Origin of the sequence: Zavarzinella sp. (assembly GCA_041399155.1) — a bacterium.
Lineage (GTDB): Bacteria > Planctomycetota > Planctomycetia > Gemmatales > Gemmataceae > JAWKTI01.
On the sequence record JAWKTI010000001.1, the window covers coordinates 2,008,808 to 2,022,227 of the forward strand.

Annotated in this window: 11 protein-coding genes; 9 read left to right on the forward strand and 2 right to left on the reverse strand. The window is 47.6% G+C overall.

All coding sequences use genetic code 11. The features are described from left to right. Nucleotides 1-54: 54 nt before the first annotated feature. Entirely contained in the window at nt 55-1,971 is a 1,917-nt protein-coding gene (locus R3B84_08280; GenBank protein ID MEZ6140553.1) for a DUF1549 and DUF1553 domain-containing protein, read from the forward strand. Beyond that, complete coding sequence (locus tag R3B84_08285; GenBank protein ID MEZ6140554.1) at nt 1,911-2,333, forward strand: DUF1553 domain-containing protein; 423 nt, start codon at nt 1,911-1,913, stop codon at nt 2,331-2,333. Before R3B84_08280 ends, R3B84_08285 begins: the two co-directional genes overlap by 61 nt. 39 nt (nt 2,334-2,372) lie before the next feature. Here the strand turns inward: R3B84_08285 and R3B84_08290 are convergent, their stop codons facing one another. Both R3B84_08290 and R3B84_08295 read right to left on the reverse strand, forming a co-directional pair. Further along, a complete protein-coding gene (locus tag R3B84_08290) occupies nt 2,373-2,600 on the reverse strand; it encodes a hypothetical protein (GenBank protein MEZ6140555.1) in 228 nt (75 codons plus the stop codon). A 158-nt stretch (nt 2,601-2,758) separates the two neighbouring features. Then, nucleotides 2,759-3,127 carry an HU family DNA-binding protein gene (locus R3B84_08295; GenBank protein ID MEZ6140556.1) on the reverse strand — a complete coding sequence of 123 codons (369 nt, stop codon included), beginning with the start codon at nt 3,125-3,127 and terminating at the stop codon, nt 2,759-2,761. 279 nt (nt 3,128-3,406) lie between these two features. On the opposite strand from R3B84_08295, the gene R3B84_08300 reads away from it, so the two are divergent. From R3B84_08300 to R3B84_08330, 7 genes are all read left to right on the forward strand, one after another. Beyond that, nucleotides 3,407-4,063, forward strand: a complete 657-nt coding sequence (locus tag R3B84_08300; protein MEZ6140557.1) for a phosphoribosylanthranilate isomerase — start codon at nt 3,407-3,409, stop codon at nt 4,061-4,063. Between the two features lie 197 nt (nt 4,064-4,260). Then, complete coding sequence (locus R3B84_08305) at nt 4,261-4,848, forward strand: hypothetical protein (GenBank protein ID MEZ6140558.1); 588 nt, start codon at nt 4,261-4,263, stop codon at nt 4,846-4,848. 19 nt (nt 4,849-4,867) lie between these two features. Then, complete coding sequence (locus R3B84_08310) at nt 4,868-6,205, forward strand: cytochrome c biogenesis protein ResB (protein ID MEZ6140559.1); 1,338 nt, start codon at nt 4,868-4,870, stop codon at nt 6,203-6,205. Then, nucleotides 6,195-8,144 (forward strand): cytochrome c biogenesis protein CcsA, encoded by a 1,950-nt coding sequence (ccsA, locus tag R3B84_08315; protein ID MEZ6140560.1) that lies wholly within the window; start codon nt 6,195-6,197, stop codon nt 8,142-8,144. The genes R3B84_08310 and ccsA overlap by 11 nt, the downstream gene beginning before the upstream one ends. 95 nt (nt 8,145-8,239) lie before the next feature. Then, nucleotides 8,240-10,633: a DUF1592 domain-containing protein gene (locus R3B84_08320; GenBank protein ID MEZ6140561.1), complete on the forward strand. Its 2,394-nt coding sequence runs from the start codon at nt 8,240-8,242 to the stop codon at nt 10,631-10,633. 35 nt (nt 10,634-10,668) lie between these two features. Next, on the forward strand, nt 10,669-12,045 hold the full coding sequence (locus R3B84_08325; protein ID MEZ6140562.1) for a DUF1552 domain-containing protein: 1,377 nt from the start codon (nt 10,669-10,671) through the stop codon (nt 12,043-12,045). Between the two features lie 34 nt (nt 12,046-12,079). Continuing rightward, nucleotides 12,080-13,291 carry a hypothetical protein gene (locus tag R3B84_08330; protein MEZ6140563.1) on the forward strand — a complete coding sequence of 404 codons (1,212 nt, stop codon included), beginning with the start codon at nt 12,080-12,082 and terminating at the stop codon, nt 13,289-13,291. Nucleotides 13,292-13,420 lie beyond the last annotated feature (129 nt).

Sequence of the window (13,420 nt, forward strand, 5' to 3'; positions counted from 1 at the left end):
TAACCACCAATGTGTTAAACTCTACAGAACATGAAACTTGGGAACTGACAACTGATGAGATTTTCCTCATATATCTGCCTGCTCGCACTGAGTGCCATTTTTTTTACCGTTAATTCAAGCACGGCGGCAGTTGATTTTGCGAAAGAAGTCGCGCCAATTCTTCAAAAACATTGCATTCGGTGCCACCACGAGAACAACAAAAAAGGGGATATTTCACTTTCAACCAAAAAAGATCTTCAGGAAGGACAGTATTTCAACTTCGAGACACCTGCAAACAGCCCATTGCTCAAACTTCTTGTTCCTGCAAAGGAAGGGAAAAAGCCCCGCATGCCAAAAGAAGGGGCAATTCTGAATGACCTGGAATTGAAAACCCTTACTCAGTGGGTGAAAGAAGGGGCAATTTGGCCTGAAACAGTGGTGATCCTGCCCAAGCAGCGTGCAGATGCCAACTGGTGGTCTTTTCAGCCCTTGAAGCAACACGACCAACCTGCGATTCCTGACGCACCCAAAGAGTGGCAGCAAAACCCAATTGACCACTTTATCTGGGCAAAGCTGGCTGAAAACCAACTGAAGTCTAACCCTATGGCGGATGACTTAACTCTATTGCGCAGAACGACTTACGACCTCATTGGACTACCACCAACACCTGAGGAAATTCGGACATATCTCGCCGACAAACGTCAGAATAAATTCGAATTACTTGTTGATCGCTTGCTGGCTTCACCACGCTATGGCGAACATTGGGGCCGACATTGGTTGGATGTGGTGCGTTTTGGTGAGAGCAACGGTTTTGAACGGAATATTCTGATCCAGACTCTCTGGCCGTTTCGTGATTATGTCATCGATGCGATGAACAGCGATAAACCGTTCCACCATCTGATTCAAGAACATATCGCTGGGGATCAATTTGCATCAGAACGACCAGAGGCCCGGCATGGCACCACTTTTCTCGTTTGCGGACCGTATGACAACGTGGGAAATTCGGATGCGTACCAGGCAGCGATCATTCGGGCAAATACGATCGATGAAATGATCCGTGCGACCACGGAAACCTTTCTTGGCATCACGGTAGGTTGTGCGCGCTGCCACGACCATAAGTTTGATCCCATTTCGCAACAGGATTACCATGCGTTCAATGCCATTTTTGCGGGTGTGAAGCACGGTGATCAGCAGGTGAAGCACGCACGCACGGCCAGGCAGCAAGATCTACTCGAAAAAGAGTTGAAGCAATATCAGAGCGAATTGGAAGCAGCTACAAAGGCAAAAAAGACCGAGGATATTGATCGTATCTCACTTGCAATAAAGAACTTAGAGAAAAAAATTAGCCTGGAAGCACCTCCCAAACCCACCTGGGTGGGGACATTCCAGAACCAGAAAGGCCCGTTCCACATTTTTCAGGGTGGCGATCCCGCCAAAAAGGGTTCTGTGGTGGCAATCCAGGGAATGGAGGCATTTCGAACACGTGCATTCCATTTTCAGCTTCCCAACGATGCCACCGATTCTGCAAAAAGAAGAGCTCTTGCAGACTGGCTGATTTCACCCGAGAATCCGCTAACTGCCAGAGTGATCGTTAATCGGCTGTGGCACTACCACTTTGGAACCGGAATTGTGGCGACTCCCAGTGATTTTGGTTTGATGGGTTCCCCACCTTCACACCCGGAATTGCTCGATTTTCTGGCAAAAACGTTGCAAAAAGGTGAATGGAAACTGAAATCAATGCACCGCATGATTGTTACTTCCCAGACATATCAGCAAAGTTCCGCATTTCGGCCTGAAGCGGCAGAAAAGGATGGCGATTCTCGTCTTTTATGGCGTTTTCCGCCTCGAAGGCTGACTGGCGAAGAAATCCGAGACGGGGTGCTGCAAATGGCGAATCTCCTGCGACATGAAGGTGGGGACCAGGTTTTCAATTGTACCGTTACGTCCAGGACAACGTTGCCACCTATCACCCTTTGGACCAACACGATGTAAGTACTTATCGCAGAGCAGTTTATCACCAGAACGCCCGAGCAGCCCACGTTGATATTCTCAGTGATTTTGATTGCCCCGATCCGGCAATGGCAGCCCCAAGGCGGGCAAAAAGTATTACACCGGTGCAGGCACTATCGATGATGAATCACCGATTTATTCACGAGATGGCAACTTCGCTTGCGGCCGAATTAGAAAAATCGCCACAAGTCACTACAGGCGTGGAACTTGCGTTCCTGAAAATCTACGGCAGGCCTCCCACGGAGCAGGAGACCCAAAAGTGCACTCAGTTTGTGAAAGATTTGGGCTGGCAACGACTGGCACTGGTTTTGTTCAATTCTAATGAAGCTATTTTCATCAGATAGCAATACCATTAATGAGAAGATTCTCACCAATCAGCACAATCACGGCCCGATGGAACCGTTGACCCGTTCGTACGTCATCGTCGACGGTTGGTGATTCTGCCAGAATCGGCCCCACTCGAGACGAGCCTGACGCAAATCTTCCGATTGGTTAATTAATACATTCATTCGTTCATTGGGATCGCCCGGGTACTGGTTAATCAGTGCACACCCCGTTTGAGCATACAATGCTGCGATCGCCACGATTCCCAGCAATAACTTCCGTGCCATTATCAGCATCCTCCTTCAATGAGAACCGAGGCTCTCCCGAAGCAACCTTGCATACATGTTGTTTTCAAAAGGATTATCGGCAGCAAAGATCGGATTCTTGAGAATTGTAACGAAAAAACCTGTAATTCTTCAATAAACAACTGGAGAACTTGTGTCGATTATTCAGGTGTCGGGTCGGCATCTTTCTTTTTTGCCTTTCGCCCTTTACCTGGCTTATCAGATTCTTTGCGCTTGGGCTCGTAAGCAATTGCCTCATCGCGAATTTTCTCTTCCATATGCTTGCCAGGCTTAAAGACAACCACATTCTTCGCGGGCACGTTGACCGGTTCATCGGTCAGCGGATTTCTAGCCCGACGCGATTTTCGAGTCCTTACCTCAAAAACACCAAAATCACGCAGTTCAATTCTGCCTTTCTCAATCAATGTTTCAATGATCGCATCGAATGTCCACTGCACGATCGCCTTGGTTTGCATTTGCGTTAAATTGGCACGTTCCGCTAATTTCCAGACAATCTCTTTTTTCGTCACAAGTAGGCCCCCAGTTGCCAGATCGGTTTAGACGTAGACAAAACTCAAGTCTAGGTAGCGCGTGGGGTAATGTCAAGCAAAAAGGATTCGACGTAGTGACTTTACTGGTAAGAAGTTAGAACAATTTTTGTAACAAAAATGCCATGTCTTTCCCCTTGAAAGTTCATACGCATGTGCCTCGGGAAATTTTGTCTATTTTGTGCAGTTTATCAGCCGTTTTCGTTCATAAAATACACATAACTAGACAACTGCCCACATGAATCGACCCCGGTATTACAAATGACTCGTATTAAAATCTGTGGGATTACGACAACAGAAGATGCCAGATTTTGTGAAGAGCTGGGCGTGGATGCACTTGGTTTGAACTTTTACCCTCCTTCACCTCGTTACATCGCACCCAAAGAATGTGCGGGAATCCTGAACGCTGTTTCTCCACTGATTTCCCTGGTGGGTGTATTTGTCGATACTCCTGTGAACCTGATGACAGCACTTGCCTACCAACTGGGTCTCCGTGGGGTCCAGATCCACGGAAAACTGCCAACTCATGAGAATTCCTTCCCTTTTGGCCTGATTCCCGCATTCCGCGTGCGTGAACAGGCCGATATCGACCAGATTCACAAGCATTTGGAACACTTGACCAGTTCTGGGAATCGCCCCAGCGCCATTATTGTGGATGGCTTTCATCCCGAATTTCACGGCGGTTCGGGCATTACCGCACCCTGGGATTTATTGGCTGGGCAGAGTTTTTCTGTCCCACTGATTCTGGCAGGTGGCCTGACACCCGAGAATGTCGCACAGGCAATTTCCATCGTGCGTCCTTTCGCCGTGGATGTTGCCAGTGGCGTAGAATCGGCCCCGGGCAAAAAAGACCGCCGCCTACTTCAACAGTTCGTGACAGCGGTTCGATCGGTATCAGACGCGAACAGAACGATGTAATTTTGGGAAATTTGACAGGATTTTCCCGAAAATAAGAAGCGGAACATCGGTTGCCACTTGTATAATATTTGATGTTCCTACCTTAATGGCACCACGATACGTGGTGATCCATTCCACGGCAGGCATCGAAATCCATAAAACGGATCTTTTAGTGGTGCTGCCGAAAACCTTGATCGTGAAAATTAAGACAATCTGAAATGGTTAAAATTTTCCAATATTTTCGACTGATCCCATTCATCCTGGCTGGGATTATTGTTGCTGCAGGCTGCGACCCGAAGCCAGAAATCCGCACATACAAGGCCCCACGCGAAGAAGTGGAGCAGGTACTGGTTTCCGCAATGTTATGGTGCGAAGATATCCCGGAACGGCCATGGTGGTGGTTCTTCACCATTCGCGGCGATGGAGAACAAGTCAAAAAGGTGATGGACGATTTCAAAAAATGGGTCGCCACTGTTCATAACTTCAAAGATCGCAAAAACTTACCGGAATGGCAGCTGCCCGCTGGCTGGACGCAGGAAGCACCCCGCACACAACTTCAGCGTGCCATTATCAAAACTGGCCCAAACCAAGACAGTCCGGAAATCGTGGTTTCTGACTTTGGTGGCGATCTATTAATTAATATTAATCGTTGGCGCGGGCAATTTGACCTACCCGCGGCGACAAAAGACAATTTGTCTGATAACTATCAGATGATCCCAACTAGAACTGGCGAAGAAGCCTATCTGGTGCAAGTGACGGGTACCAGCTTTCAACGAGGTGCCGGCGAACCTGTGCCTGCAAAATAACTTTCATGAGTTCGTAACAATGCAAAATAAAGACACTTTCTACGATACCCCTCCCACGAGTGTCCCACGTGAGATGACTGGTTCAGATATACTTTGGATGCTACTGAAACCATTAGCTTCATTGCAATTGACGATTGTTCTCTTTGTTATTTCGCTTTTCCTGGTTTTCATGGGCACTGTTGCCCAGAAGAATACGGGCATCCAGATCGTTCTGAAAGACTACTTCTATTGTTGGATCTCCTGGATAGACATTAATGTTTTCTCAGATTTCACAGAAGTATTTTTTAAATTCAGATTAACCAATCAGATGATTCGAGTTCCATTTGTGGGCGGTTACTTACTCGGCTGGGCAATGGTGATCAATCTGACTGCTGCCCACTTCACCCGATTTCGGCTTACCTGGAAGCGTTCAGGTATTTTTATCATTCACGGGGGTATGTTGTTGCTGTTGTTCGGAGAGTTCTACCATGCTGAAATGTCTGAAGAATATCGCATGGACATCAAAGAAAAAGCGACTTCCAACTACATGATCAGTTTTGATGAATCCGAACTGGCTGTAATGAGCGATGCGGGCAATGGGGTGGATGATGTCGTCGTGATTCCCGACGAGATGTTGAAACGCTCAGCAAAAACGAAACAGCCTATTTCCCACGATTCGCTGCCTTTTCTAGTGAAAGTACACCATTATGCAATCAACAGTCAATTCAGCGAAGATCTAACCAAACATCCGATAGCACCCACAGTTGGAAACGGAGTGACTTTCTCTTTTCCTGAAGAGAAGCCAGTTACCGGCGTTAAAGCAGGCGACATCAATATGCCAGCAATCTACTATGAATTGCTTAGTAAAGAAGGAAAATCGATTGGCGTGCTGGCCACATCAACTGCGGTCGAACTCACTCGCGGCAATATACCCATGTTAAGCAAGATTGATCAGGTAGAAGTAGGTGGCAAAGTATATCGTCTTGATTTTCGCTTGAAACGCACATACACGGCGTTCAAAATTCGCTTAAACGAATTGATCTACGAAAAATACCCCGGTACTGAAATACCTAAAAACTATACCAGCAAAATCACACTGACGAACCCTAGTACTGGTGAAAAATTTGATTCAAACATCTGGATGAATCACCCACTTCGATACGAAGGTAGTACCTTTTATCAATCTTCGATGGATGCCCGTAAACGGACCACTGGCCTGCAGGTTGTGCAATACCGTGGGGGAGTTGTGGGCAAGTTTGCTCCATGGGGTCCGTATGTATCATGCGCTCTGATTGCCCTTGGAATGCTGGTTCATTTTACACTCCACCTGAACAAGTTCGTAAGCAAGTTGAAGAAGGAGAGCACCCATGTGGAATAAACTATTGCCATTGATTGTGGTGTTATTAGGTGGTGTTCTGCTGCTTTATCCTGCCAAACCACAAACAGTCAAAGAAGATCAGTTCAATTTCGTCTCCTTTGGCAAAATCCCGATCCAACACGGCGGGCGTTTTATGCCACTGGACTCACTGGCACGAAATGCACTAATGGCGATCAGCAATGGCAGCCAGACTTACGAAATTAAATATTTTGACGCTGAATTGAAAGAGTTTGTCACTGAAAAGCAACCCGCAGTTCGATGGTTATTGGAGCAATGGTGTCAACATCCCGACCATCGTGATCGCCAATTTATCCGAATTGATTCACCAGAAATTCGAAATGCATTACAGTTGGAAGATCGTCCCGGCAATTACCGATATTCTCTTGAGGAATTGAACAAACCAGAATTCTGGAAAAACATCACTCAGGTGCAGAACAAATTGGAAGAAGGAACAGACCTGAGCGAAGAAGAAAGCGCGTGGAATGAATTTCGCCAGCAACTACGTTTGACTAACGAACTAATCACCAGAAAAATCCCTGCAATTTTTCCAGCAGTGAATGTCAATGAAAAATGGATCAGTTTCAAAGATCTTGAAACGACGTTGGAAGAAAATTACCTGGAAAGTGTTGATGGTCAGGCTGCAGTCACTGCCGCCCGAATCAAGTTTTTCGAAGAATTAAGCAAGAACGCACAGGTAGCAGAAGAGTTCAGAAAGAAGTTCCCATCTGTTGAAGCCGCCAACAGATATATTCAAACTGCAAGTCGAAACAAAGCACTTGAAGATTATCGGGCGAAACAACTTCTGGTTGATCAGCAGGAGAGCTACACAGATAATGCCAAACAGATGCTGAAAATGCTGGATGCCTTTAAACAGGACAATGTCCAAGAGTTCAATCAATTATTGGCAGAGTATCATCAAAATTTCACGCCAGCATTGACTTCATCACAACTTTCCAAAATAAAAGCTGAACACTTCTTAAATAATTGGCGTCCATTTTTGTTCTGCCAATGGACATACGTTCTTGTCGCTGTTCTAGCATTGTTTTCCTGGTTAGGCCTGACAAAGCCATTACGACAAAGTGCATTCTGGCTGGCAACCTTAACACTGGCAGTACACTTTACGGCACTGGTAATGCGGATTTATATTTCTGGTCGCCCACCAGTAACTAATCTTTACTCTTCTTCTGTATTTATCGGCATGATCGCCCTGTTTGTTTCTCTGGTTCTCGAAACAATCTACCGTAATGGGCTCGGCAGTATTACAGCGGGTGTGATTGGTATGGCCACGATGATCATTGCACAATTCCTGTCTGTGACTGGCGACACGATGGAAATGTTGCAGGCTGTTCTGGATACCAATTTCTGGTTGTGGACCCACGTTACGATTGTAACCATCGGCTATGCTGCATGCTATGTCGCTGGAATCATTGGTTGTGCGTATGTGTTCATAGGGATGTTCACGAAACTGTTTGCGAATGGTGGTGATAAACATGCTTATCGGATGATGTATGGCGTGATCTGCTTTGCAATGCTCACCAGTTTTACTGGAACCGTTCTGGGTGGGATCTGGGCTGACCAATCCTGGGGCCGGTTCTGGGGTTGGGATCCCAAAGAAAATGGTGCTGTCTTGATTGTGATCTGGAACGCCATTATCCTGCACGCACGCTGGGCAGGGCTGGTCAAAGCACGTGGCTTTGCCATCCTGGCAATCCAGGGAAATATCATCACTACCTGGTCCTGGTTTGGCACCAACCAGCTCGGGGCTGGCTTACATGCCTATGGCTTCAGCGAAAAACTGGCATTGGCCTGTACAACCACCTGGATTGTTTTTGCGTTGATTTCAATCCTTGGCATGGTACCCACTCGCTACTGGGCCAGTTTCGAACCAGTGAGTATCATTCCAGAAAGACATCGCAGGAAGTCAAAACAGTCAGACTAATGTCCATATCATCTCGTTGATTCATCTGAATTTTGTTGTGAACCATCTGATATTTTGGTACGATCTCATCTAAAGAGATTTTTGTACCACACCCAATGCCAAAAGCTGCTTTCATTTTTTGCACCTGTTTTACTCTGCTTGCTGGCTTGCCAGCATCTGCTGCGGATCAGTTGGATGCCAAAGTAAGCCAGTATCTGGTGAAATACTGTTATGAATGCCACAGCAAATCGAACCACGACTTTCGTATCGATCAGCTGTCACCAAAAGTAGGTTTTGAAAACACCCCCCAGTGGGCAGAAATTCTTGGCCGCATCACCGCTGGCGAGATGCCACCAAAGAAACATCCCGTTCAGCCAGATCCGAAGCTCAGCACCATGGTCACCCAATGGCTTTCAGATCAACTGAAGTCAGGTGAAGCAGCGCGTATGGCCGCACGTGGGAAAGTCAGTTTTCACCGTCTCAGTCGAGATGAGTATGTCAATACCGTCCGTGACCTTCTGGGAGTACAGTTCGATGCCACCGATCCTGGAGGTTTTCTGGATGATCCAGAATGGCACGGTTTTGAACGAATCGGTTCTGTTCTGACCTTGTCTCCCGCAAACATCGAAAAATATCTTGCTGCAGCGGAAACAATTCTGGACGAAGCCTTTCCAGATACGGAAGCTCCCCTGTTTACAGGCAGTAAACGGGCAATTCTGGAAACACAGATTAACAGTCGACACCGCGAAACATTGCGGGAACGTGGGTTGCTGGATAAAGTTCGCTTTGAAGCCTGGCCTGGAGATCAGTTTCGTTATTCTGCATTGCAGGGTCCACTGCCAGCTGCAGGTATGTATGAAATCAGCTACACACTCAGTGGGCTCAAACCGCCCCATGGTCGGGCACCTCGCTTGAAGGTTTATGAAGAAAAGCTGGATCGAGTGCTGTTCGAACGGGACATTATTGCTCCTGAAAACCAGCCGATTACGGTTACTTTTCAGGCTCATTTACCGAAGGGCCGCCCAAGTATCATGGTCTATAATGATGTCCCTGGCCCGTCCAACCTGCCACGTTCCGGCAGACATGGCACTGTTCCATTTATCAGTATCAAGGAAGGCCGATTACCGTGGCAGATGAAATTAACCGATGAACAGGGGCAGGCCCGTTACCCATTTTTGATTATTGATTCCATTTCATGGAAAGGGCCACTGGTTACCGAGGAAACACGCACTAAACGCGCATCTTACATGCCCAAGGACAAGCAAGAAGTCAAACTCTGTCTGCAACGATTCGCCACCGATGCATTTCGAAAACCAATTACTTCCGATCAATTGCAACGGTATGTTTCCATTGCAGAACACGAAATTTCCAACGGAGAGAGTGTGCGGCAGGCAACGAAAACAGCCATGCTGGCAATCCTTTGCAGCAAAGATTTTCTCTTCCTGGCTGAGGGTGATGAAGCCAAACAACGTGGGGAATTAAACGATTGGGAAATCGCCAGCAGACTGTCGTATTTTCTGTGGAGCACCATGCCTGATGCGGAACTGTTGGAACTGGCTCGCCAGGGGAAATTACGCGACCCCCAGGTGCGTGCTGAACAGTTTCAACGGCTTATCCGGAATCCGAAAGCCAAACGTTTTCTCGACTCGTTCGCCACCCAGTGGCTGCGACTGAAAAATGTGGGTAAATTCCCGCCAGATAAGCGGTTATATCCTGAGTACGATGCCCACCTCGAAGCTTGTATGGTGGGTGAAACCAAGGCATTCTTTAGCGAATTAGTGCTGCAAAACCGCCCACTCAGTGACCTGATTCAGTCCGATTGGACCATGCTGAATGTGCGGCTGGCAGAATATTATGGCTTGCCGACAGATGGCTTGCCACGTGATGAGTTTCAGCGGGTTACCCTGGCTGCAAACAGTCAACGTGGGGGGATTCTTACGCAGGCGGCGATTCTGTCGCTCACTTCCGACGGCACCCGCCACCGCCCTGTACATCGTGGGGTTTGGATATCGGAAAATCTGTTAGGAAAATCTCCCCCACCCCCACCGGCGAATGTCGATCCGATTGAACCTAATCCGGTTACTGAGAAAAAGGCGACCATCCGCCAGAAGCTGGCCGCCCACATTCACGATTCGCGATGTGCGAGTTGTCATGCGAATATCGATCCTTATGGCTTTGCTCTGGAAAACTTTGATGCTATTGGGCGTTGGCGAACCGAAGAAATAACGGAAGGTCAAGGACCGAACCCTACCGTGGATGCCAGTGGGACGATGCCGGACGGTCGAAAGTTTCAAAATGTGGCTGATTTCAAAAAGCTGCTACTGGAAGATATTGATCAGCTCAACAACACTTTTGTTGAGAAACTGGCCATTTATGCCACACGAAGAACCATGACTTTCGACGATCGCGTCTTCCTCACTGCGATTGCTACCAAAACCAAACAGCAAAAATACCGCACGCAAGATGCGGTGCGAGCTCTGATTACATCCGATTTGTTCCTGAAACGATAAATGAATGAATTTTCACTAATATTTTGAGATAAACGATGGCAAATATACTTTCGAATCGCTGGTTTCTCAATCGCCGCACCGCCTTACGTGGGATAGGGGTTTCAATTGCACTTCCAATGCTCGACTGCATGCAACCTTTGGCAACCAGTGCAGAAACTGCTGCCACATTACCCAAACGCAGTGTTTTTCTGTATATCCCTAACGGCGTGAACACCCTCACCTGGCAGATTCAGCAGGCGGGGAAAGACTATCAATTCAGCGGGCCAATGAAGGCACTCGAAAAGCACCGTTCGGTTGTTACCCCGATCAGTGGGCTTCACCACCCAATGGTGATTGGCAAGCACCACAACTGTGATAAAGTCTGGCTGACAGGTGCTGATGTCCCAAGTGATGGTGGGGCATTTCGGAACAGTGTATCGGCAGATCAACTGATTGCAGAAGTGCAAGGTGAAGCAACCCGCCATTCTTCTCTGGAACTGGCGATTGAAGGGCACTCCCTGGCCTGGTCACGGGATGGTATTCAGTTACCAGTGGAACGAAACACCGTGCAGATTTTCAATCTGTTGTTTGGTGCCACCAAAGAAAGCAAAGAATCGATCCGCAAAAAATTGTCCCGCAAAGGGAGTATTTTGGATCTGGTTGCTGATGATGCCGGCCAGATGCAACGGCAGCTTGGGGCGGATGATCGCCGCAAACTGGATGAATATCTGACTGCGGTGCGGCAGGTCGAAAAACGCACCAAGCGTGCGGATGCCTGGTTGAATATACCCAAACCACAACTTAGTGCTTCAGAACAGTCTCGGTTAAGTAGAAAACTCGATATGACCGTGGTGGCAGAATACCAACGACTGTTTTACGATCTGATGGTCATGGCTCTGCGCACCGATTCAACTAGGGTTATTTCCTGTATGATCGGAAGTGAATCGCACAGCAGTGGGATTCCGGACATCGGAATTTCACAAACCCGCCATGGTTTGTCTCACCACAACGGCGATCCGGAACAACTTCGCCGCTTGACCCAAACCGATGCTTTTCTGGTGGAGCAATTTGCCTATTTCCTGGATCAGTTACAAACAGCACGTGAAGGGGATCGCACGTTACTGGACACCACCCAGATTCTGTGGGGCAGCGGGATGGCGTATGGCCATAGCCACGGTAACGCCAACTTGCCCACAATCCTTGCAGGTGGGAAAGCACTTGGCTATCGCCACGGTCAACACATTGACTTCAACCTTCCCAAAATTGGGAAATATAATGTTGCTGATGCGGGTGCCCACTACAAGATCTGTTCAAAACCTGTTGATTCAGATGCCCGTTTGAGCAATTTACTGCTGACAATGGTCAATCAGGCGGGAGTAACTGCAAAGCAGTTCAATGACAGCACCCGTACCCTGACCGAATTAATGAGTTAGCCCTCATAATTATTGCGTTTATTTGGAACCTTTCATGAATCGGTATCGCTTTACACTGCCCGCGTTGGGTTTCTTATGTTTTATCAGTGTCATTCTGGCACAGTCCCCTGCAAAGTTCCGCACAGATAAAGACGGTCCTTACACACCTGCAGAATTGAAACAGTTAAAAGGCAAAATGCGAGACAGTGTGCTGCAATGGTACACACTGGAAGATGGAAAGTTTCCGCCAGCTGATTCTGCCCATGCCATTTCCGGCGAACTAATCCAGGTGAACCACACGGAACGACTGTTTCAATTGCGGGTCGATCGCAATGACAGCCAGGATCGCAGTGTGTGGGATTTACCACTGGAAGCTACGATGTTGCCTTATGGCACGATCACCTATCACGGAGCACCTGCTGCATTGCAGGATATTCCGCTGGGCACGCACCTGCACGGTTTGTTTTATCTGCGTGATGCTAATGACAAAACACCCCCACCGGATACGCAGAATCAGCGAATAACACCCGAAATCGATTTTCGCAGGTGCTTTGCACTAGAAGACGATTTTTCCCGATCCGTGCGGTTGAAGAAAGTCTGGAAAGTAATTTCAGTCGATCTGGAAACGATGAAACTGGTAGCTCAGGCACAGACAGGTGGGCAAGATGAAGCCAAACCAGTGACATTTGATCTGCAACCCAGCACGCAGGTCTATCTGGGGAAACGATTTGCAACTATGCAGGAAATTCAGCCGAACCAGGAAATTGTTTTCAACCTGACCTGGGCAACACTGTATGGGCCTGGCAGAATTACCGAATTGTGGCTAAACGAAACTGCACGCAAAATCTTTACTGAAAAGCAGTTAGCAAAACATCACCAGCACATTCGCGAACGGGGTATTCCCGGCTGGGTAAGTAGTGTGGATGACGAAAAACAGATCATCACCGTAGCGATGTTTGGTGGACTGGACACCAAGTTAATATCGGAGTTTGGTGACTTGAAGGCTCCCACGCCACCTGGAAGTGTGGGGGTTGCTGTCTCACGTGATTCGCTGATGACATACGATCCTGTAAACGATCGTAAACGCGGATCGATACTGGACTTAAAGCAAATTCCCACCGAACCAGGCAGCAGTGGCTGGCAAATAAAGCTGAAAATGGACCTGCTGTTGGAAGGCTACCGACCCAAACGAGTGGTGCGGCTTTACCCCGCAGCATGGAAAGTGATTGCCCTGCCCCGCGAGGAACAATTCTTTGGTAGAGAGTGAGTGATTTGTGAGAAATCATTCATTTCAATCCGCCATTCCCCGCTTTTTTGCACCATTTTCCAATTTTCCGCAAAATTTGAATCATTTTGAGAGTATACAAGGCAATATTAATATATGTGAAATTAAGTT

Excerpts from the sequence above, each read along its gene's own strand:
- R3B84_08280 (MEZ6140553.1), top strand. The coding sequence starts at position 55 with ATGAGATTTTCCTCATATATCTGCCTGCTCGCACTGAGTGCCATTTTT.
- R3B84_08290 (MEZ6140555.1), bottom strand. The coding sequence starts at position 2,600 with ATGGCACGGAAGTTATTGCTGGGAATCGTGGCGATCGCAGCATTGTAT.
- R3B84_08300 (MEZ6140557.1), top strand. The coding sequence starts at position 3,407 with ATGACTCGTATTAAAATCTGTGGGATTACGACAACAGAAGATGCCAGA.
- R3B84_08305 (MEZ6140558.1), top strand. The coding sequence starts at position 4,261 with ATGGTTAAAATTTTCCAATATTTTCGACTGATCCCATTCATCCTGGCT.
- R3B84_08310 (MEZ6140559.1), top strand. The coding sequence starts at position 4,868 with ATGCAAAATAAAGACACTTTCTACGATACCCCTCCCACGAGTGTCCCA.
- ccsA (MEZ6140560.1), top strand. The coding sequence starts at position 6,195 with ATGTGGAATAAACTATTGCCATTGATTGTGGTGTTATTAGGTGGTGTT.
- R3B84_08320 (MEZ6140561.1), top strand. The coding sequence starts at position 8,240 with ATGCCAAAAGCTGCTTTCATTTTTTGCACCTGTTTTACTCTGCTTGCT.
- R3B84_08325 (MEZ6140562.1), top strand. The coding sequence starts at position 10,669 with ATGGCAAATATACTTTCGAATCGCTGGTTTCTCAATCGCCGCACCGCC.
- R3B84_08330 (MEZ6140563.1), top strand. The coding sequence starts at position 12,080 with ATGAATCGGTATCGCTTTACACTGCCCGCGTTGGGTTTCTTATGTTTT.